Consider the following 20,777-nt stretch of genomic DNA (forward strand, 5'->3'; position numbering starts at 1 on the left):
CCCCAGCCGCCGCGAAGGTGAAGTCCCTTTCCAGCTATTCCGCCGCGAGCGGTACGTCCAGCCGCCAGGACCGGCAGGCCTCGAGATAGGCCCGGCCGTCCTGCGACAGGCGCACCACGCCCATGAGACGGGAGAGTTCCAGAACCGGGTCGGGTGCCGAGGCGATCCTTGCCTCATGCTGGTCCTCGAGCCAGGCGATCTCGGCGCGAGAGATTTCGCGCAGCGGACGACCCGCCAGGCCGCGGAAGGGCCAGCGCGCCTGCATCGCATCCTTGGGCCAAAGGAATGCTGTCCCAGCTTCATCGGCAATGTCGAACATGGGATGAAACTCGGCCACCCGCGCCTGTATGCGCGTGCCGGTGCGCTGCCAGCCATGCTGCTGCGCTACCATCCGTGCAAGAGCGGCCTCGGTCACGGGTCCCGATTCCGCGACAATGGCCAAGACGCGCGCCGCAAGTTCGGGCCTGTAAGCCGCCGAAAAGAACTTCTCGGGATCGAAGTCGGTTCGCGGCGCATCAGCCGCCGCGTCCTCTGGCGTGGGTTCCGCCTCGGCCTGATCCGATGTTTCCAGCGCCTCCTCGGCGGCCTCGGCGGCAAGGCGGAGCGCCTCGTCCCGTTCAAGACGGCGCTTGCGATCCGCCTCCAGCGCCTCGCGCAGTTCCGCATCTATGCGGCCGATTACCTCGGGGGAATTGCGGAACCAGTCGGTGGACCAGATCCGCAGAATCCGCCAGCCCAGATGTTCCAGCACCGCCTGCCGGACACGGTCGCGGTCGCGGGCGGTGGCGGCGCGGTGATAGGTGGCGCCATCGCATTCGACACCCGCAAGCCAGACCCCCGGCAGATCGGGATGGCGCACGCCCAGATCGATCCGGAAACCCGAGACACCGATCTGGCTGTGGATCTCCCATCCCCGGCGCTCGAGCGCGTCGCGCACCGCGGCCTCGAAGGGAGAGTCCACGCCGCCCAGAGATCCGCTGTCCTGGGCCGACAGCGCGATGGCGCCGCGCTCGGCATAATCCAGAAACGCCCTGAGATCGCGCACGCCCCGCGCCCGCGTCCGGCTGAGGTCGATCCTGTCGGCGGTGATCGAGGCAAAGACATGCAGCTCCGCCCGCGCACGCGTGACCGCGACATTCAGGCGTTTCTCGCCGCCGTCATTGTTCAGCGCGCCGAAGCTCATGGAAAGCTTGCCCGCCGGATCCGGGCCGAAAGTCACCGAAAACAGCATGACATCGCGTTCGTCGCCCTGGATGTTCTCGAGGTTCTTCACGATCAGCGGTTCTTCACGATCGTCCGAAAAGAACCATTCCAGTTCGGGCGCCTGCTTGCGCTCGGCATCGAGCAGATCAAGGATCAGGCTCTGTTGCTGGCTGTTGAAGGTGATGACGCCCAATGTCGGGCGATCCGCTTCCGGCAGATTGATCCATTCCCCCAGCCGGGCGCGGATCATCCGCACCACGGCACGGGCTTCTTCGGGGTTGGTGCGGCCCTGCCCTCTGCCATAGACTCCGGCGACGCGATGCAGGCTCAGGGCCTGGGTCGTGGCATCGGGTGTGGGAAATGTCACCAGCCCCCCGCCGTAGTAATTGTGGTTTGAAAAGGCGATCAGGGCCTCGTCCCGGCTGCGGTAATGCCAATTCAGGCGATGGGTCGGGATGCCGGCCGCGCAGACCTCGTCGAGGATCGAGGGCATGTCCTTTTCGAAAACCGGCAGTTCCGCATCAGCCTCGTCATCTTCGCTGCGGCCGAAAAAATTGGTCGGCGGCAGTTGCTTCGGATCGCCGACGATGATGGCCTGCCGCCCCCGCGCAATCGCCCCGATCGCATCCCAGGTCGAAATCTGCGAGGCCTCGTCAAAGATCACCAGATCGAACTGCCCCTGTCCCGGCGGTAGATATTGCGCCACCGAAAGCGGCGACATCAGCACGCAGGGCGCAAGCTGCGGAAAGCTGGATTTCATCTGCCCGATCAGGTTGCGAATGGTCACCGAGGGGCGTTGCAGACCAAGCTGATACCGCAGCACGCCGAGTTCGGAATTGCGCGGCACGGCGTCGCGGGCGGGCAGATCATTGCCCAGACGGCGCATCACCTCGGCAGGCGCAAGCGCGGTCATCGCCTGATCCAATTCCCGGAAGCGGCGGATCAGCGCATCGTGTTCCCAGTGGGCAAAGCCGCGCAGGTCGGGCGAGGCGTCCATGGCGAGCCTGAGCCACCACGCCATATAGGCGCGCTCAAAGGCCGCGCCTGCGTCGATGTCCCCCTCGCCCTTTTCCAGCATCTCGACCAGCGGAGCCAGTCCCGCAGCCATGGCCTTTTCGCGCGAGGCCAGCCATTTCATCCAATCCGGGAAACGCGGGCGCAGATCGTCCAGCGCCCGAAGCCGCCCCAGCAAATTCCCAGAGCCCGGCAGGTCACATCCCCCGGCATCGGCAAAATCGAGCCGCGCCGCGCCCAATGCCGCCAGCGCGGCTTGAAGACGTTGCAGTCGCGGCGCGAGATCTCCGCCCTCGGCCTGGGCCAGCATCTCGCGCATGACGGCGGGGGTCGCGGCCGCGAGACCGGCGCGCACAAGCGCGGATTCGGTGGCGAGAAAGGCCTCGGCCGCATCAAGAACCATGCGGATGCGCGCCGGGTCGCTTGCCTCTGCGGAAAATTCCGCAAGCACCCGAAGCGGAGAGGCCGCAAGCCGTGCGAGCAGCGCACGAAGGCGGCGCAGCGCGGCGAGATCCGTCGCCGGGTCAGCGTTGCCCCCCTTTGCATAGGTCTGCAAGAGCTTGCGCAGGCGGGACTGGGCCAATGCCCCCAGCGGCCAGAACTTCGTCTGTGCCTCGCGCCATTGCATCTCGAGGGGATCCAGCGGCATCGAGGCGATGGCGTCATCGGGATATTGCGCCGCAAGCTGCCCGCGCGCCTGCCCGATTTCCGCCAGCAACCCCGGCAGATCGCCGAGCGCCGCGCGCAGATCCTTCAATCCCGCCAAGGCCGCGCAGGCCACTGCGGGCTGTCCCAAACGCGCCGCCGGCAGGGCGTCAATCGCCCTGGCCAGGTCCGAGGCTTCACTGATCGGCGCGGCATGACCCAAGCCAAGGGCCAGTTCCGCCCGCGCCTCTTCGACCTCAAGCAACGCCTTGCGCAGCCGATGCGTGGCCGCCAGCAGGCCATCCTGCCAGCCAAAGGACCATTCACCCGGCGCGATCAGGGCCAGAGGCCCATTGGGGTCAAGATCCGCGATGACGTCATGGCGCTGCCCCAATTCCCGCGCGAGCTGGCATAGCCGGGTGAAACTCGCGGCGTCGTGGCAGTCCTTGTGCGCGAAGGCCAGCGCGAATGGTGCCTGCGCCTCGGAAGCGACGCGTCCGATCGCCTGAAAAACGCTGAAGCCCTGGCTTCCCGGCTGATGCAGCGCCGCGACATAGGAGTTGAGCTGGTTCCGGGTCAGGCGCAGTTCGTCGGTCACCTGCACCCAATCCCGGTCGCCATGCGCGGTGGCGCGGTCCCATGAGCGGCCAAGCTGATTCAGGACGACGCGGCGGTCGGCCTTGTTGGAATGCAGTTCCAGCACCGCCGCGCCCAGACCCTGCCGCTCGAGCCGACGCTGGACCACGTCCAGGGCCGCGGATTTCTCGGCGACGAACAGGACCGTGCGGCCGCGGCCGATCTGATCGGCGATGATATTGGCGATGGTCTGGCTTTTGCCGGTCCCCGGAGGCCCGATCAGGACGAAATCCCGCCCCTCTGCGGCAGCGACCACGGCGGCCAGCTGCGAACTGTCCGCAGGCATCGGCGTGAGCAGGTCGCACGGCTGATGGGTCACGTCGATCTGGTCCGGCCGGGGCATGGGCGACAGCGCGCCCGCGAAGCATTCCGCCGGGCTGTCCAGCAGGTGGCGGACCAGCGGGCTTTCGCGAAGCTGCTCGGCGCGATCCACGAGATCCTTCCACATCAGGTATTTGGCGAAAGAGAATGTCGCGATGGCGCATTCCTCGACCAGTTCGAACCCGGCCACGTCCCGGATCCGCTGGCGCAGGGTCCCGAAGATCCGCGCGAGGTCCAGCCCGCTATCGTCGCGCGGCAGTTCGTCCTCGAGTTCCGGGATACGCAGTTCGAAATCCCGCTTGAGCATCTCCAGCAGCGTCGCGTTGATGCGGATGTCGTCCTCGATCTGGGCGAGACGGTATTCCGACTGGGCCGAGCGCCGCTCGAGCCGGACCGGCATCAGCAAGAGCGGGGCGCGGTAATGGCGCTGTTCCGCGGCATTGCGCTTCCAGCGCAGGAAACCGATGGCGAGGAACAGCGTATTCGTGCCCCCTTCTTGCACATCGCTTTTCGCCTTGCGGTAAAGCTCTGTCAGGCGAACAGTCAGGTCCTTGCCCGCAAGAGGAACGGCAATCTGCCCCTTGCCGAGCGCGTCACGTGCCAGTTCGTTTTCGACGCGGCGCAGTTCCTCGGCGGCAAGATCGCGCCCGGACACGGCGTTTTCGTCCAAGAGCGCAAGCAGCCGGAACTGCTTGCCCTGCGCCAAGCTGTCCTCGAGCGCGGAAAGATCGGGGCAAAGCAGCGGAACGCTGAGCCGGGTCTCGCGGAAGTTCAGCAGCTTGTTGCCCAGAGACAGGTCCAGCAGCTTGCGCTGCCAGCGTTCGATCCGGCCCAGGGCGGTCGTGGGTGCCTCGTCGATCTCTTCGGCGGGCAGATGTCCCAGATCCAACGGACGCGGCAGGGCGGCCGGTGCGGCGGCTTCGGGCTCGGTCCCCGCGGGCAATTCGCGATGGCTGGCAAGCGGCCTGATCCGCGCGGCGCGGGCGCGGTTGATGTCGATGGCTTGCAGGAACTCGGTCTCATGCGCCTCGGACAAGCGGTCCCGTCCGGCCGAGACCGCCTCTTCGAAACCCACGCTGGGGCGGCGGGTCAGAAGCGTGCTTTCCAGCGGCATGAATTCGCGCGACACGGCTGTCTTGCGCAATGCAACCACATCCGGCTCGATCAACTGGCCGAAATCCTTGCGCACCAGCCAAAAGCCGGGCCAGGCATGGCCCTGCGCGAAAAGCACCGCCGTATGCAGCCCCGCCGCCTCGAATGCTGCGGCGAGAAGAAGCGAAGTGTCGAGGCAGGTTGCCAGCCCCTCGGCTACGATGCGTTCGGGGTCGCGGATCTTCTGCCCCGCGCTTTCGAACGAGGCGGGTGGCACGGCATAGCTCAGCCCCAGGCCCGTCGCCGCGGACCAGATCGCGCCCGCCAGCATCCAGACCCGTTGCGGATCGCCGCTCTGATAACCGTCGATGGACCCGGAATGACCCGCCGCCTCAAGCAGGCGCGCCGCCTCTTTCAGCAGGCGCGCGACCTGGGGATGGTTGGGCGAGACGAAGGCTGCGAGGATATTCTCCATCTCGGCCAGACCGCCCCATTCGTCACGCGCGAGCAGTTCGATGGGGTGGGTTTCGCGGATATTCTCTTCGCCCGCGACGTCGAGGCGAAAGTCAAGCTGGCCGATCTCGGCTTCGTCCAGCCCGGCAAGGATCGCAGGATCGAGCGGGGTATCCAGATCGGTCAGTTCGATCTCGCCCCCCGGGGCGATATGGTCGATCCGCCACTGCCGCTCGCGCAGGACCGGGGGGGAGGCCCGCAGGCTCAGGACAACATCGCGCGCGGCTGTCGGGGCGGGGTTTGCGACAACCAGCCTGAGAAGCACGGACACGCCGTTCTGGGATGAGGCAAAGTTGATCTTGCTGCGCAGATCGACGGTCAGGGCCAGCGGGGGCTGCGGCGTGACGCCCGGGGTGGCCGGGGTGGCCGGGGCGGCATTTTCCTCGGACGGAGGAAGCGGAAGATCATCTTGCATGAGGTTCAGTCGGGAAGTCTCTGGATTGCATATATTGTTGATAATGCCTGTTGCAGGCATGCACAACAAATGTTCGCGCCATGTTCCAATTCCCGGGCGGCGAACCCCATGCCCGGCCGTTTTCAGCCCATGCGTTCAATGGCAATGGCGGTGGCCTCGCCGCCGCCGATGCAGAGCGCGGCCATGCCCCTGCGCAGGTCATGCGACTGCAGCGCGGCCAGCAAGGTCACGATCACCCGCGCGCCCGAAGCCCCGATCGGATGGCCGAGCGCGCAGGCCCCGCCATGGATGTTCACGATCTCATGGGACAGGCCCAGATCCCGCATCGCCGCCATGGCGACCACGGCAAATGCCTCATTGATCTCGAAAAGGTCGAAAGCCCGCAGAGCCAGACCGGTCCGCTCGGAGAGTTTTCGCATCGCGCCGATCGGGGCCGTGGGGAACAGGCTTGGCCGGTCCGCATGGGTGGCATGGCCCAGAATGCGCGCCCGGGGCACAAGACCGCGCCGTTCCGCCTCGGATGCCCGCATCATCACCAGCGCGGCGGCCCCGTCCGAAATCGAGGAGCTGTTCGCTGCAGTGACCGTGCCATCCTTGCGAAAGGCGGGCTTCAACTCGGCGATCTTGTCGAGCCGGGCCTTGCCGGGTTGCTCATCCGTATCGACCATCAGATCGCCCTTGCGCGAATGGATCGTGACCGGGGTGATCTCGGCGGCGAAGCGACCAGCGGCGATCGCCTGCTGTGCGCGGGTCAGCGAGGTGATTGCAAAATCGTCCTGTTCCCGGCGGGTGAACTGATAGGCCTCGGCGCAATCCTCGGCAAATGTGCCCATCAGGCGGCCCTTGTCATATGCATCCTCGAGCCCGTCGAGGAACATGTGATCCAGGACCTGCCCATGCCCCATGCGATAGCCACCGCGTGCCTTGGGCAGCAGATAGGGGGCGTTGGACATGCTTTCCATGCCGCCCGCGACGATCAGATCGGCCGAGCCGGCCAGGATCATGTCATGCGCCAGCATCGCCGCCTTCATGCCCGAGCCGCACATCTTGTTGACCGTGGTGGCTCCGGCCCCCAGCGGCAGACCTGCGCCAAGCCCCGCCTGACGGGCCGGAGCCTGCCCCTGCCCCGCAGGAAGGACGCACCCCATGACGACTTCCTGAACGGCATCCGGGGCGAGGCCCGCATCCGTCAGCGCCCCGCCAATGGCCGCCGAACCCAGCGTCGCCGCCGGGGCATCGGCAAGCGCGCCCTGAAAGCCGCCCATGGGCGTGCGCGACGCCCCGACAATGACGATCGGATCGTGGTTCATGCTGCCTCCGCTCATTTGGGTGCCATGCGCAGCGCGCCATCCAGCCGGATGACCTCGCCGTTCAGCATCGGATTTTCGACGATATGGCGCAACAGCGCCGCATATTCGGCCGGATCGCCCAGTCGCGGCGGAAAAGGCACCGTGCCGCCCAAGCTGTCCTGCACCTCCTGCGGCAGACCGGCCATCATCGGCGTGGCAAAAAGGCCCGGGGCGATCGTCATGACCCGGATGCCGTGCCGCGCCAGTTCGCGCGCGGCGGGGAGCGTCATGGCGGCGACGCCGCCTTTCGAAGCGGCATAGGCGACCTGCCCGATCTGGCCGTCGAAAGCCGCGATCGAGGCGGTGTTGACTATCACCCCCCGCTCGCCCGCAGGCCCCGGCGGATTCGCGGCCATGGCGGCGGCGGCAAGACGCATGACATTGAAACTGCCGATCAGATTGACCTGAACCGCGCGGCTGAAACTGTCCAGCGCATGCGGGCCGTCGCGGCCAAGGACACGTTCGCCCGGAGCCACCCCGGCGCAATTCACCGCCACATCGATGCGGCCAAAGGCCGTGACCGCCGCGCGGATCGCATTCTCGCCTTCGCTGGCCGAGGTCACGTCGCAGCGCAGAAAATGCGCGGCATTGCCCAGCTCATCCGCCAGCGCCTCGCCCGCCTCGGCATTCACATCCAGAAGAAACACCCGCCCCCCGGCCGCGACGGCCATTCTTGCGGCAGCCGCGCCTAGGCCCGAGCCTCCGCCCGTGATCAAAAATACCCGGTCTTCGACCTGCATCCAATTCCCTCCCATCCGGCGCGCCGCGTCGCTGCGCCGGTTCCCTGGGCGAGGATGGGCGAGCGATGGGGGGCTGGCAAGCCTTGCGCGGGCGCGACGTTCGGTCGCAGCCGATGCGGCTGGATATCGGCATGACGGCAACGCGCCTTCGCGCGCGAGCGATATGACGCGAGGCCCATCTTTCGCGCGCCGTCCGGCTGCACTAAGGAACCTGCAGCTTGTCGCGCCGGAATTTTCCCGCACGGCAAGACGACGGAAACAAAAGCGAGCCTGCCGAACATGCCCTCCGGGCCGAGCCAGACCGAGATCGAACTGTCCCGCCCCAGTCTCTGGCGGCAGTTCATGCCCTATATCGTTGCCATCCTGCTGTTCGGCGGCGGGCTCTATGCCCTGAACCGGCTTCTGGCCGAGGTCAATATCCACGAGGTTGCGGCCCAGATCCGCGCGACCCCCTGGCATGTGACCGGGCTCGCCTTGCTGACCACCATTGCGGGCTACCTTTTCCTTGCGGGATATGACTGGTCGGCGCTGCGCCATATCGGCAAGCCCCTGCCCTTGCCGGTCGCGATGACCGGGGGGCTGATGGCCTATGCATTCGGAAACACCATCGGGCTTTCGGCGATCTCGGGCGCGGCGGTGCGTTGGCGGGTCTATTCCGGCCTTGGGCTGGACGGCTATGATATCGCGGCCATCTCGACCTTTACCGCCGCCTCCTTTGGGATCGCGGCCTCGCTGATCGGCTTTGCGGCGCTTGGGATGCATCCGGGCGCGCTGGGGCCGATCCTGCCCTTGCCCGAACCGACGATCCGCCTGCTGGCGATCGCGGCCATCTGCGCCGTGCTTGGCCCGCTGCTCTGGGCCGCGATCACCCGCCGCGAATTGCGGATCGGACGCTTTTCGCTCGACGCGCCCAGCCTGCCGGTGCTGGGAACGCAATTGCTGATCTGCCTGGGGGATATCTGCTTTTCCGCCCTGACGCTTTATATCCTGCTGCCCGAGAGCGGCATGGGTTTTGCGACCTTTCTTGCGGTCTTTGCCGCGGCGACCATGGCGGGGGTCATCAGCCATGTCCCCGGCGGCGTGGGGGTGTTCGAAAGCATCGTTATCGCCGCCATGCCGGCGGGCGTGCCGATAGACAATGTCGCCGCCGCCTTGCTGCTGTTCCGGATCATCTATTATCTGGTGCCCTTCGGTCTCGCGCTGATCCTACTGGCGCTCTACGAAGGCTGGCAGCTTTTGGGCAGTCGCAGACCCCGCACGGCGCTGGGTCGCGCCCTCGCCACGATCGAGCCGGCGCTGCGCGCGGTCTCGCCGCTCGCACCGCTGCTGCTTGCCGTGATGGTCTTTGGCTCGGGATTGTGGATGAGCCTTTCGGCGCTGGTACCCCCGATCACCGACGCGGCCGAACTCGCGGAATCGATCTTTCCGCTGGCCTTCATCGAAGGGTCGAACCTGCTGACCAGCGCCCTTGGCGCCGGGCTCATCGTCCTGTCGCTCGGTGTCGTCAGGCGCAGCCTCGGAGCCTTTTGGCTGACCGTGGCCGCGATGCTGACCGGCGCGGGTTTTGCGATTTTCGAAGGCGTCGAGCCGGGCCAGGCCGGCGCCCTTCTGCTGGGGGTGGTGATCCTCATGCCGTTCCGCCGCGCATTCCACCGCCGCTCGCTGCTGACCCATTCGGCACTGACTCCGGGCTGGATCGCGCTGATGGTCGCAGCGATTGCGGGCTTTGGCTTCGTGCTGTTCTTTGCCCATAAGGAAACGCCCTACCACAATGAATTGTGGTGGCAGTTCGCCACGGATGAGCGCGCGCCGCGGGCCCTGCGCGCGGCTTTGCTGGCCGGGTTGATGGTCGGGCTCGGGGCGTTGTTCCTGTTGCTGCGCATCCCGCGTTTCCGCCCCGAACCGCCCGATGCGCACAGCCTGTCGGTCGCGGGCCGCATCGCCCTGCAGGGCACCTATCCCGATGCCAATTTCGTGCTGACGGGCGACAAGGCGGTGATGCTTTCGGATAACGAAGCCGCCTTCCTGATGTTCGGCGTCGCCGGATCGTCTTGGATCTCCTACGGCCCGCCGGTCGGCGAGAGCGAAGCCTGCGAAGAAGTCGCCTATAGCTTTGTCGATGCCGCAAGGCGCGCCGGAGCGCGGCCGATCTTTTACGAGGTCGGGCCGGATGACGTTCCGCTGATGCTCGATCTGGGCATGACGCTGCACAAGATGGGCGAGGACGCCCTGGTCGATCTGGGCGAATTTTCGCTCGAGGGGCCAAGGCGCAAGCGTCTGCGGACGACCTATGCCCGCGCCGGACGGGATGGGCTGAGCCTCGAGATCACCATGCCGCCCCATGCCCCCGCGCTGATGGAAGAGCTGCGCGGGATCTCGGATGAATGGCTCGAGGCCAAGAAGTCGCGCGAAAAGGGCTTCTCGGTCGGTCGCTTCGACCCGGAATGGCTTAATCGCTGGGCACTGGCATTGATCCGCCGGGAGGGCAAGGTGGTCGCCTTTGGCAATATCATGACGACCGAGCGCAAGCAGATTGCCTCGATCGACCTGATGCGGCATCGCCGCGATGCGCCGGGCGGCACGATGGAGTTCATGTTCACGGCCTTGATGCTCGCCCTGAAGGAGCGCGGCTATCGGGCATTCTCGCTCGGCATGGCGCCGCTGGCGGGACTGGATCCGAACCGCTCACGCCGGGTCTGGGACCGCTTCGGATCGCTGATCTTTCGTCATGGCGGCAGCTTTTACAAATTCGAGGGGCTGCGGGCCTTCAAGGACAAGTTCGATCCGAACTGGACGCCGCATTACCTGGCAACTCCGACCTCGATGCCGCCACTGCTGCCGCTGGCCGATGCCGCGCGCCTGATCGCGCGTCAGCCGGGCGCCGGAAGCGCCGTTCGCGAGCCTCAGTGAGATATGCGAAGGGGCGCCGAAGCGCCCCTTTTCAGTTTCGGGTGACCCGATGGATCAGGACTTGGCCCGCTCGACATAGGTCAGGTCGGCCGTATTAATGATGACCTTGGTACCGACGCCGATATGGGGCGGAACCATGATGCGCACGCCGTTATGCGCCATCGCCGGCTTGTAGCTGGACGAGGCAGTCTGGCCCTTGACGACCGGTTCGGTCTCGACGACCTCGACGGTGACTTTTTGCGGAAGTTCAATGGCGATCGCGACGCCGTTATGCACCTGCAGGAAGACGCTGATGCCATCCTCGAGGAAGACCTTGTCGTCGCCCACAACATCGGGGGAAACGGTGACTTGCTCGTAGCTTTCCGGCTCCATGAAGTGGAAGCCTTCGCCATCCTCGTAGAGGAAGTTGTAGGCGCGCTCATCGACATGGGCGCGCTCGACCTGCTCGGTGGTCTTCCACCGCTCCGACACCTTGTTGCCGTCCGAGATGCGGCGCAGATCGACCTGCGTCGTCGGCGTGCCCTTGCCGGGATGGAAGTTGGTGGCCGTCAGGACGACATGAAGACGGCCGTCGATTTCGACGACATTGCCCTTGCGAAGGCTGGATGCGATGACTTTCAAGGCTGGTTCCTTGCGTGCTTTTCGGATAGCGGGAAGCCGACCGTGAAAGGCCGGCGAATTATGGTGGCTCCCATAACTCTTTCCGCCGCAGAATGCCAGCCAGTCCCGCGAAATGCCGAACCGAAGGAGTGTCTGCGATGACATCGCCCCAAACCAGTCCCTGGTGGGACCGCGAACGCCATGCCGGACGCCGCCCGCTGCTTTTGGCCCGAAACAGAATGCAGGCAGCGATCCGCGACTGGCTGGGCGCGCAGGATTTCATCGAGGTCGATCCAGCCGCGCTGGTCTATAGCCCCGGCAATGAGGCACATCTGCACGGCTTTGCCACCGAGATGATCGGCAATGATGGGGTCGGGCAACGGATGTATCTTCATACCAGCCCCGAATTCGCGATGAAGAAACTGCTCGCCGCCGGTGAAGAGCGCATCTTCGCCTTCAGCCATGTCTGGCGCAACCGCGAGCGCACCGCGACGCATCATCCCGAGTTCACCATGCTGGAATGGTATCGCGCGGGTGAGGATTACCGGGAACTCTTCAACGATTGCGCACAATATCTGCGGCTGGCCGCCGAGGCCGCGGGTGCCGAAACCCTCTATCACCGGGGCGCAAGCTGCAACCCCCTTGCCCCGCCCGAGGTGATGAGCGTGGCCGAGGCCTTTCAGCGCCATGCCGGTATCGATCTGCTCGCCACCTGCGACGGCGCCGAGACCGATGCGGCTGCATTGCGCGCGCAGGCCGAGGCGCAAGGCATCCGGCTCGGGCCGGATGATGGCTGGTCCGACATGCTGTCGCGCATATTGGTGGAAAAGGTCGAGCCCCATCTGGGCCATGGTCGCCCGGTGATCCTTGACCGCTACCCCGCAGCCGAGGCCGCACTTGCGCGAAGAACTGCGGATGACCCGCGCGAGGCCGAGCGTTTCGAACTTTACGCCTGTGGCGTCGAACTTGCGAATGGCTTTGGCGAATTGACCGATCCTTCGGAACAGCGCCGCCGCTTTCTTCTGGAGATGGATGAGAAACAGCGCGTCTATGGCGAACGCTATCCGCTCGATGAAGATTTCCTTGACGCGCTGGCCTTCATGCCGCCCGCCTCGGGCTGCGCGCTGGGTTTCGACCGGCTGGTGATGCTGGCCACGGGTGCACCCCGCATCGACGAGATCCTCTGGACCCCTGTCCCTGCCTGACCCGCGATCGGCCCATGCAGAGGATGCGGAATTTTCTTGATCGGCTGGTCAATAATCAGGCCGTCGGATCTTTCCGCAACTTTTTGTCGCATTCCTGTCAAAAATCCATACCATTTGGTTTGATCACTTGGTAAGGCCCACCAAAAGATGCGACAAAGCGCCTCATGGCGCGAATTCGAGGGCAGATGAAACGATATTGGGCCAATCATTCGAGCCTCGAATTCTCGCGGCTGGATCGCGACCGCATGATCGCGGTCCTGCCTCTGGGCGCGATCGAGCAACACGGACCCCATTTGCCCCTGTCGGTGGATACATGCTCGGTCGAAGGCATCCGCGACCGGCTGATCCGCGACCTGCCCGCCGAAAGCCCGGTGACCTTCCTGCCGACCCAGGCAGTGACCAAGAGCAATGAGCATCTAGGCTTTCCCGGCACGCTGACGTTGTCCGCGGATACGCTGATCCGGGTCTGGACCGAGATCGGCGCCTGCGTGGCCCGCTCGGGCGTGCGCAAGCTGGTGCTTCTGAACGGACATGGCGGCAATATTCCGGCCATGGACATCGTCACGCGTGAATTGCGCGTCGCGCATCGGATGATGGTGTTTTCGCTCAATTGGTTCGGCGCGGGCATGCCCGAGGGCACATATTCCGAGACAGAACTGGGCTATGGGATCCATGCCGGCGACATGGAAACCTCGGTCATGCTGGCGCTGGATCCGCAGAACGTGGACATGTCAAAGGCCCGGGATTTCCGCTCGCGCGCGCAGGATTTGCGTGCCAGCCACCCCTCGATCGCGCTGTCCGGTCCGGCCAGACCGGGCTGGATGATCCAGGACCTGAACCCGGCCGGGGCCTGCGGCGAGGCCCATCTGGCAACCGCCGAAAAGGGCCATGAAACTTTGGACCATGCCAGTCGGCGGCTCGTCGAAATTTTCAAGGATATCGACCGTATGCCACTGTCTTGGCTAGATTCCTCTCCCGAATGGTAAGCATGATGACGACACCGGCCCAGATCACCCTCGCCCATGTCGAGAAGCGCTTTGGCAATGGCACGCTGGCGCTCAGCGACATGAACCTCGACATTCGCCCGGGCGAGTTCGTGAGCTTTCTCGGCCCCTCGGGCTGCGGCAAGTCCACCGCTCTGCGCATGATCGCGGGCCTGCTCGAGCCGACGGCCGGGCAGATCACCGTGAATGGCAAGCCCGCAGGCAAGGGCCGCGACGATGTAAGCTTCGTCTTCCAGGACGCCACGCTGATGCCCTGGGCCAGCGTCTTTGACAATGTCCTGCTGCCCCTGAAACTCGCCGGGATCGGCAAGGCCGAGGCCGCCCGGCGGGTGCGCGAGGCGCTCGACATGGTGGGGCTCGCGAAATTCGAAACCTCATACCCGCGCGAGCTTTCCGGCGGGATGAAGATGCGCGTCTCGATCGCGCGGGCCATGGTCACGAAGCCGCGCCTGCTCTTGATGGACGAGCCCTTTGCCGCGTTGGACGAGATGACGCGGTTCAAGCTCAATAACGACGTTCTCGAACTTTGGCGAAAGCAGGGCCTGACGGTGGTCTTTGTGACCCATTCGGTCTTTGAAAGCGTCTACCTGTCGAGCCGCGTCGTCGTCATGGGCTCGCGGCCGGGCCGCGTGGTCCATGATCTCGCCATGCCCGAGGGGCCGCGCGACGCGCATTACCGCACCACCGCAGCTTATGCCGAGACCTGCCGCCGCGTGACCGAGGCACTTGAAGGGACCATGGACCATGTCGACCTCAACCATTGATCCCACCCTTCTGGACGTGCCCGGCCCGGGCCTCGACCCGGTTTCCGTGCGCGAAAGGCGCGAGCGGCGGCTGCGCATCCTGCTGCCGATCTGCGCCATCGTCTCCGCGCTGCTGCTTTGGGAATTCCTGGTCTGGTACAATGAGATCCCGCATTACCTGATCCCGGCCCCCAGCCTGATCGCCAAGACCCTGGTCACGAATTTCGGCTCGCTCATGGGCAGCGCCTGGTTCACGGTCAAGCTGACCCTGCTGTCCCTGACGCTCGCGGTGGTCGGAGGCGTCACCCTGGGCATGGTCTTTGCCCTTTGGCGACCGATCGAAATGAGCCTTTTCCCCTTTGCCGTCATCCTGCAAGTGACGCCGATCGTCGCCATCGCGCCGCTGATCCTGATCTATGTCCCCGACACGTTCTGGGCCCTGCTGATCTGCGCCTGGATCGTGGCCTTCTTTCCGATCCTGTCGAATACCGCGATCGGGCTGCGCAGCGCCGATCACAACCTGCGCGATCTCTTCACGCTTTATCGTGCCTCGCCCTGGCAGCGGCTGCGCTACCTGCTGATCCCGACGGCCCTGCCCTATTTCATGGCCGCACTGAAGATCGCGGGCGGGCTCTCGCTGATCGGCGCGGTGGTCGCGGAATTCGTCGCGGGCACGGCCGGGCAGAATACCGGCCTGGCCTCGCGCATCCTCGAAGCCAGTTTCCGCAACGAGATCCCGCTGATGTTCGCCGCGCTCTTTCTGGTTTCGGCGCTCGGCATCGTGATCTTTCTCGTGACCTCGTTCCTTTCGACCCGGGTTCTGGGCCATTGGCACGAGAGCGAAATCAAGCGCCAAAGCTGAGCCATGCTGCAGAGAATACAGTCCGAATTTCATGGCGTCAGCCTTGCCGGACGGGCCGGGCATTGGGATCTGACGCTGGCAGATGGCCAGGTTGCCCGGATCACCCCCTCCGAAAGAACGGGTGGCGGTCTCGTGACGCCGCTTTTCGTTGATCGCCATGTCCACCTTGACAAGACCTTTACCGCGGACCGGATGCCGCGGCTGGCAGGCTCGCTCAACGACGCCATCGCGATGATGGCCGAGGATGCCGCGCGCTGGACTGAGGACGACATTCGCAGCCGCGCCCTGGCCGGTCTGGCGCGCGCTCATGCCCATGGGACGGCTCGGATGCGCAGCCATGTCGATTGGCAAGGCGCCGAAACGCCCGTGGCCTGGCGGGTGCTTTCCGATCTGGCTTGCGCCTGGCGCGGGCGGGTCGATCTGGAACTGGCCGCGTTGACCCCCTTGGATCTGTTTTCCCTGCATGGCGAAGAAATCGCCCGCACGGTCGCGGCGACGGGAGGCATCCTCGGGGCATTCGTTTATCGCAATCAGGATCTTGCTGCCAAAATCGCAGAGGTTTTCGAGCTTGCCGAACGCCATGACTTGGCGCTGGACTTCCACGTGGACGAAGGCCTCGACCCCGAGGCGCGGGGCTTTGACGCCATCGTCAGCGAAGCCTTGCGTCGCAAAATGGGGGGGCGCGTGACTTGCGGCCATGCCTGCGCCTTGTCGATCCGGCCCGCGGCCGAGGTCACGCGCCTTCTCGGACGCGCCGCAGAGGCCGGGATCGAGTTGATCATCTTGCCGGCCTGCAATGCCTGGCTGCAGGACGCCGATGGGCCGGGCACCCCCAGATTGCGCGGCATCGCGCCGCTGAAAGAGGCCCGCGCCGCCGGGGTCAATCTGGCCATTGCCTCGGACAATGTTCGCGACGGCTTTCATCCCTGGGGCGATTACGACATGGCCGAAACCTTTCGGCTGGGGGTCTTGCTCGGCCATCTCGATCCAGGCCAATGGCTTGATGCCGTGGCCCCCGGCCCCGGCCTGACCGAAGGCGCACCCGCCGATTTCATCCATTTCCACGCCGCCTCGCTTGACGAGATGGTCAGCCGGGCCGCCTGCGCGCGCACCGTCTGGCGCGGCGGCAACCCGATTGCCCCCCTTATTGGAGGAAACCCATGCTGAACCAAGCCCCCGCATCGCGCGCGGCCGCGATTGCCGCGCTCAAGGCGGAACTTGACGGGATCCGCGTCTATGACGACGAAAAGGCGCTGGAACTGCGCTCGCGCGACTATTTCTGGTATAGCCCCATCCTGAACGATCAACTCGCCGATTGCCGGGGCGAGTTGATCGTCATGCCGACCACGCAAGAGGACCTGATCCGCGTCGCCGCGGCCGTCGCGCGCCATCGGCTGCCTCTGACCCTGCGCGGCGGCGGCACGGGGAATTACGGCCAATGCGTGCCGCTCGAGGGCGGGGTCATTCTCGACATGACGCGGCTGGACCGGGTGCTTGAAATCACCGAGGGTCATGTCCGGGTCGAGGCCGGCGCACGGATCTCGCGCCTTGACGATGCCGTTCACGAGACGGGTCAGGCGCTCTTGATGTATCCCTCGACCCGCGCGCTCGCGACCATCGGCGGCTTCATCGCCGGCGGCTCGGGCGGGATCGGGTCGTTCCGCAATGGCACGCTGCGCGACGACGGCAATGTCACCTATGCCAAGATCATCACCCTTGAGCCCGAGCCCAAGGTCATCGAGCTGCGCGGTCGCGACGTCCACAAGGTCCAGCACGCCTATGGCACCAATGGCATCCTGGTCGAGGTCGGGCTGGCACTCGCCCCCGCCACCGACTGGATCCATGTCGCGGCCCTTTTCGACGGTTACGACCGCGCGCTGGATTTCTCGATCACCGTGCAGGACGAGGGCCTGGATCTTTATGTCCTGACGCCGGTCGAGCGGCGCTTCGCGCCCTTCTACCGAAAGCTCAAGGAGCACTTCCCCGAGGATCACGACGCGGTCTTTGCCATGGTGGCGCCGCAGGATCTGGAGCGGTTCCGCGCCGCGGCCGGGGCCAAGGACGGGCAGATCTCTTTCGCGCTGAGCATGGAAGAAATCCACCGGGCCGGGCTGCAGCCCGCCTATGAGCTTGGCTGGAACCACACCACGCTCCAGGCGCTCAAGGTGGACAAGGGCTGGACCTATCTGCAGGTCGCCTATCCGCATCCCTTTGACCCCGCACTGGCGATGCGCCAGCTTGAGCGCCATGGCGACGAGATGATCTGGCATCACGAAATGGCCCGCGAAAAGGGCCGCGTGCAGATCTTTGCCCTGCCATTGGTGCGCTATCGCGGCAAGGACGCGATGTACCAGCTGATCGCCGAGCTCGAAGCCGATGGCTGCACCATCTTCGACCCCCATGTCGTCACCATCGAGGATGGCGGCATGAAGACGATCGACGACAGCCAGATCGAGTTCAAGAAACGCGCCGATCCCTACGGCCTGATGAATCCCGGCAAGACCCGCGGCTGGAAAGCCGAGATGGCCCTTGCGGATTGACCCCGCTGACCTCCTCAGGAAAGACAAAGCGATGATACATAATGGTAAGACCCTGCTCCTCGCGCTGGCCGCATCGCTGAGCGCGACTGCGTCCTTGGCGCTTGACGAGGTCAAGTTCGGCACGAACTGGCTGGCTCAGGGCGGGCATGGCGGGTTCTATCAGGCGCTGGCCGATGGCACCTACGAGAAATACGGCCTTGCCGTCGAGATCGTGCCGGGCGGTCCGCAGGTCAACAACCGCCCGATGCTTTCGGCCGGGAGGCTCGATTTCCTGCAGGCCGGCAATCTGCTCCTGTCCTTTGATAATGTCCGCAACGGCATCCCGACCACGGTCGTCGCGGCCTTCTACCAGAAGGATCCGCAGGCGATCATGGCCCATAAGGGCGTCTATGCCAGCTTCGACGAGATGGCTCAGGCCCCCAGCGTGCTGCTGGCCAAGGACGGCCAGTTCTCATACTGGAAATGGATGGTCGACGCGCATGGCTTCCGCGACGAGCAGGTCCGCCCCTATAACTACAATCTCGCGCAGTTCCTGCAGGACAAGACGCTGGTGCAGCAGTCCTACGCCACCGCCGAACCGCTTTATGCCCAGGCCGAGGGCGCGCCGGTCGATGTCTTTCTGCTCGCCGATCAGGGCTGGTCGACCTATGCCAGCACCATCGAGACCCGCCAGCAGCTGATCGACGAAGACCCGGAACTGGTGCAGCGCTTCGTCGACGCCTCGATCGAGGGCTGGTACAATTTCCTCTATGGCGACCGGACCAAGGCCTATGAGGCGATCATGGCCGCCAATCCCGAAATGACCCGGCAAAAGCTGGATGCCGAGGTGGGCCAGCTTCTTGACCTGGGGATTATCGACAGCGGCGATGCGCTCGAGAAGGGCATCGGGGCGATGACCCCCGAACGGCTGGCCTCTTTCCGGGATATCGCCGTGGCCGCCGGGCTGATCGAGAAGGACGCCGTCGATCTGGCCAAGGTTGCCGACCTGCGCTTCGTGAACCAGGGCAAGGGCATGGAAATCCGCGACCAGCTTCCGCAAAACTGATCGCAAATCCGGACCCGGCACCTGTTTCGCCGGGTCCGTCACCCTCTCCGGGCAAAAGAAGATTGTAATGAGCACGATCAAGCAGAAGCGCGCCGAGATCCGGGACAAGATTCACCTTGCCGCTATGCGCGAGTTCTCCCGCAACGGGCTGGAAGGCACGTCGACGCAGGCCATTGCGCAGGCCGCCGGCATCACCAAGGCCCAGCTGCATTATTACATCACCTCGAAAGAAGAACTTTATCAGCAGGTTCTGGGCGATATCTGCGCGCAATGGAGCGAGATCTTCTTTCTTTCGGCCGAAGTCCCCGATGACCCGAAAACCGTGATCTCGGACTATGTCCGGCGCAAGATCCGCCATTCCATCGACCATCCCGAGGTGGCCCGCCTGTTTTCCCGCGAGATCGCGAGGGGCGGACCCGAGCTTGGTCCTCACTGGGGACCACTGCGCGAATCCGTCGATGAGGCCATGTCGGTGATCCGCGGCTGGGTTTCCTCCGGCAAGGTCCCCGCGCTCGACCCGCTGATCTTCCTGATGAACCTCTGGGCGGTGACCCAGCATTATGCCGAATACGAGACCCAGGTCCGGCGTCTGATGGAAGCCCCGTCCGAGAACCGCCTCGACGAGGAGCGGATCGTCACCGAAGCCACCGCATTGTTCCTCGGGCGCTGCGGCCTGCTCGACGGCCATTCCGGCGGATCGGCAGGGTGACGATGCGCGCGCTCAATCCCGCCACCATCGCAGCCCCGTTCGGAAATTATTCCCATGGCATCTCAGCGGGGCCGATTGCCGTTACCTCCGGACAGCTGGCGCTGGCCGCGGACGGCACCATCCCCGACGGCGTCTCTGCTCAGGCCGAACTCTGCTTCGAGAATATCCGCGCGATCCTTGCCGAGGCGGCACTGGATTTCAGCCATGTGCTTCGATTCACCGCCTTTGTCACCCGACGCGAGGACATGGCGGGCTATATGGCCGTGCGCGATCGCATGCTCGCGGATCTGGCGGTGAAGCCGGCCTCGACATTGCTCATTGTGTCGGGTTTCACCCGTCCCGAATTTCTCGTTGAAATCGAGGCGATTGCGCTCCCGCCCCGATAGGCGCGACGACTTGGCATATTTGTGGCAGGTCCAGGCGGGGCGGATGACACGGCGGCCAAGCCCTGCCGCCTGATTCTTAGCCTTAGTGGCCGCCACTCTCGCCGCATTGCGACTGAAACGACGGGCCAGAATCGCCGAGCTGGTCGCATCCATACCCAATCGGGTTCCCGAATGACCAGAGATGAAGCTCGGCCCCCTCCCCCTTGTGCCGAGGGCCGTCTTTCGCTCAAGTGCCTGACCGCGACAGCAGCTTCGAGCCGGAGCTGGTGAAGAAAGGCCAGACCCGGATCGACGGTATGGAGTGAGGAGGAACAGAAAACAGTCCGGGGGACTGTTTTGCCCGACCACGGCGCCAAGTTCTGGCTTTCGGTGATGAACGAACTGAAGAACCGAGGGCTGCAGGACATCCTGATCGCGGTCGTCGATGGGCTGAAGGGCTTCCCTGAGGCCATCACCGCCGCCTTTCCTGAGACCATGATCCAGACCTGCGTTCGCCAGTGGGCTCGGACCGATGGCGCCTTCGCTGGCTCACTGCATCTGGTTCGCCATCGCCTGAACTTCTGCTCCTGGAAGGACCGCAAGGCCGTGGCCGCCGATCTGCGCCGGATTTACAGCGCCCCGACCGCCGACAGGGCCGAGGTCGAACTCGATGCCTTCGAAGAGAAATGGGTGGGGAAATACGCCTCGATCGCCCCGGCTTGGCGCCGGGCATGGCAGGAGGTGGTAATCCTCCCCATGGTTAAGGGGCTGCATAAGTAGAATTTTCTCGTAGCGTGAGCTGAGGAGATTCGAATGAGAAAGAGCCGTTTCACGGAACCGCAGATCATGGCTGTGCTTCGTCAGGC

14 protein-coding genes and 1 pseudogene are annotated in these 20,777 nt (G+C 64.9%); 11 read left to right on the forward strand and 4 right to left on the reverse strand.

Translation table 11 applies throughout. From position 1 onward, the window contains the following. Nucleotides 1-34 precede the first annotated feature (34 nt). The 3 genes from ESZ60_RS14895 to ESZ60_RS14905 all read right to left on the reverse strand — a co-directional run bounded on the left by ESZ60_RS14895 (nucleotide 35) and on the right by ESZ60_RS14905 (nucleotide 7,928). A complete protein-coding gene (locus ESZ60_RS14895; RefSeq protein ID WP_134681523.1) occupies nucleotides 35-5,839 on the reverse strand; it encodes a DUF3320 domain-containing protein in 5,805 nt (1,934 codons plus the stop codon). A 122-nt stretch (nucleotides 5,840-5,961) separates the two neighbouring features. After that, nucleotides 5,962-7,149, reverse strand: coding sequence for an acetyl-CoA C-acyltransferase (locus tag ESZ60_RS14900; protein ID WP_134681524.1), 1,188 nt, complete (start codon nucleotides 7,147-7,149; stop codon nucleotides 5,962-5,964). Nucleotides 7,150-7,160: 11 nt separating this feature from the next. Then, nucleotides 7,161-7,928: an SDR family NAD(P)-dependent oxidoreductase gene (locus tag ESZ60_RS14905; RefSeq protein ID WP_134681525.1), complete on the reverse strand. Its 768-nt coding sequence runs from the start codon at nucleotides 7,926-7,928 to the stop codon at nucleotides 7,161-7,163. Nucleotides 7,929-8,207: 279 nt separating this feature from the next. Between ESZ60_RS14905 and mprF the strand changes: the two genes are divergently transcribed. Further along, complete coding sequence (gene mprF / locus ESZ60_RS14910; protein ID WP_134681526.1) at nucleotides 8,208-10,838, forward strand: bifunctional lysylphosphatidylglycerol flippase/synthetase MprF; 2,631 nt, start codon at nucleotides 8,208-8,210, stop codon at nucleotides 10,836-10,838. 54 nt (nucleotides 10,839-10,892) lie between these two features. Here the strand turns inward: mprF and efp are convergent, their stop codons facing one another. Then, nucleotides 10,893-11,459, reverse strand: coding sequence for an elongation factor P (gene efp / locus ESZ60_RS14915; protein WP_134681527.1), 567 nt, complete (start codon nucleotides 11,457-11,459; stop codon nucleotides 10,893-10,895). A gap of 137 nt (nucleotides 11,460-11,596) precedes the next feature. Between efp and epmA the strand changes: the two genes are divergently transcribed. The 10 genes and pseudogenes from epmA to ESZ60_RS14965 form a co-directional block, all read left to right on the forward strand. Next, nucleotides 11,597-12,643, forward strand: coding sequence for an EF-P lysine aminoacylase EpmA (gene epmA / locus ESZ60_RS14920; protein WP_134681528.1), 1,047 nt, complete (start codon nucleotides 11,597-11,599; stop codon nucleotides 12,641-12,643). 185 nt (nucleotides 12,644-12,828) lie between these two features. Further along, nucleotides 12,829-13,629, forward strand: coding sequence for a creatininase family protein (locus ESZ60_RS14925; RefSeq protein ID WP_134681529.1), 801 nt, complete (start codon nucleotides 12,829-12,831; stop codon nucleotides 13,627-13,629). Between the two features lie 2 nt (nucleotides 13,630-13,631). Then, a complete protein-coding gene (locus tag ESZ60_RS14930; RefSeq protein WP_342365242.1) occupies nucleotides 13,632-14,411 on the forward strand; it encodes an ABC transporter ATP-binding protein in 780 nt (259 codons plus the stop codon). Continuing rightward, nucleotides 14,392-15,252, forward strand: a complete 861-nt coding sequence (locus ESZ60_RS14935) for an ABC transporter permease (protein WP_134681530.1) — start codon at nucleotides 14,392-14,394, stop codon at nucleotides 15,250-15,252. Before ESZ60_RS14930 ends, ESZ60_RS14935 begins: the two co-directional genes overlap by 20 nt. Before the next feature lie 3 nt (nucleotides 15,253-15,255). Continuing rightward, nucleotides 15,256-16,419, forward strand: coding sequence for an amidohydrolase family protein (locus ESZ60_RS14940; RefSeq protein WP_134681531.1), 1,164 nt, complete (start codon nucleotides 15,256-15,258; stop codon nucleotides 16,417-16,419). Beyond that, nucleotides 16,413-17,792: an FAD-binding oxidoreductase gene (locus ESZ60_RS14945; protein WP_134681532.1), complete on the forward strand. Its 1,380-nt coding sequence runs from the start codon at nucleotides 16,413-16,415 to the stop codon at nucleotides 17,790-17,792. Before ESZ60_RS14940 ends, ESZ60_RS14945 begins: the two co-directional genes overlap by 7 nt. A gap of 31 nt (nucleotides 17,793-17,823) precedes the next feature. Continuing rightward, nucleotides 17,824-18,837 (forward strand): ABC transporter substrate-binding protein, encoded by a 1,014-nt coding sequence (locus ESZ60_RS14950; RefSeq protein ID WP_134681533.1) that lies wholly within the window; start codon nucleotides 17,824-17,826, stop codon nucleotides 18,835-18,837. 67 nt (nucleotides 18,838-18,904) lie between these two features. Beyond that, nucleotides 18,905-19,546: a TetR family transcriptional regulator C-terminal domain-containing protein gene (locus tag ESZ60_RS14955; RefSeq protein ID WP_134681534.1), complete on the forward strand. Its 642-nt coding sequence runs from the start codon at nucleotides 18,905-18,907 to the stop codon at nucleotides 19,544-19,546. Between the two features lie 2 nt (nucleotides 19,547-19,548). Then, nucleotides 19,549-19,932: a RidA family protein gene (locus tag ESZ60_RS14960; protein ID WP_134681539.1), complete on the forward strand. Its 384-nt coding sequence runs from the start codon at nucleotides 19,549-19,551 to the stop codon at nucleotides 19,930-19,932. A gap of 348 nt (nucleotides 19,933-20,280) precedes the next feature. Then, nucleotides 20,281-20,658 (forward strand): annotated as a pseudogene (locus ESZ60_RS14965) (transposase); the annotation flags it as partial. Nucleotides 20,659-20,777 lie beyond the last annotated feature (119 nt).

Source organism: Paracoccus ravus (assembly GCF_004522175.1).
GTDB lineage: Bacteria > Pseudomonadota > Alphaproteobacteria > Rhodobacterales > Rhodobacteraceae > Paracoccus > Paracoccus ravus.

Excerpts from the sequence above, each read along its gene's own strand:
- ESZ60_RS14895 (WP_134681523.1), bottom strand. The coding sequence starts at position 5,839 with ATGCAAGATGATCTTCCGCTTCCTCCGTCCGAGGAAAATGCCGCCCCG.
- ESZ60_RS14900 (WP_134681524.1), bottom strand. The coding sequence starts at position 7,149 with ATGAACCACGATCCGATCGTCATTGTCGGGGCGTCGCGCACGCCCATG.
- ESZ60_RS14905 (WP_134681525.1), bottom strand. The coding sequence starts at position 7,928 with ATGCAGGTCGAAGACCGGGTATTTTTGATCACGGGCGGAGGCTCGGGC.
- mprF (WP_134681526.1), top strand. The coding sequence starts at position 8,208 with ATGCCCTCCGGGCCGAGCCAGACCGAGATCGAACTGTCCCGCCCCAGT.
- epmA (WP_134681528.1), top strand. The coding sequence starts at position 11,597 with ATGACATCGCCCCAAACCAGTCCCTGGTGGGACCGCGAACGCCATGCC.
- ESZ60_RS14925 (WP_134681529.1), top strand. The coding sequence starts at position 12,829 with ATGAAACGATATTGGGCCAATCATTCGAGCCTCGAATTCTCGCGGCTG.
- ESZ60_RS14930 (WP_342365242.1), top strand. The coding sequence starts at position 13,632 with ATGATGACGACACCGGCCCAGATCACCCTCGCCCATGTCGAGAAGCGC.
- ESZ60_RS14935 (WP_134681530.1), top strand. The coding sequence starts at position 14,392 with ATGTCGACCTCAACCATTGATCCCACCCTTCTGGACGTGCCCGGCCCG.
- ESZ60_RS14940 (WP_134681531.1), top strand. The coding sequence starts at position 15,256 with ATGCTGCAGAGAATACAGTCCGAATTTCATGGCGTCAGCCTTGCCGGA.
- ESZ60_RS14945 (WP_134681532.1), top strand. The coding sequence starts at position 16,413 with ATGCTGAACCAAGCCCCCGCATCGCGCGCGGCCGCGATTGCCGCGCTC.
- ESZ60_RS14950 (WP_134681533.1), top strand. The coding sequence starts at position 17,824 with ATGATACATAATGGTAAGACCCTGCTCCTCGCGCTGGCCGCATCGCTG.
- ESZ60_RS14955 (WP_134681534.1), top strand. The coding sequence starts at position 18,905 with ATGAGCACGATCAAGCAGAAGCGCGCCGAGATCCGGGACAAGATTCAC.
- ESZ60_RS14960 (WP_134681539.1), top strand. The coding sequence starts at position 19,549 with ATGCGCGCGCTCAATCCCGCCACCATCGCAGCCCCGTTCGGAAATTAT.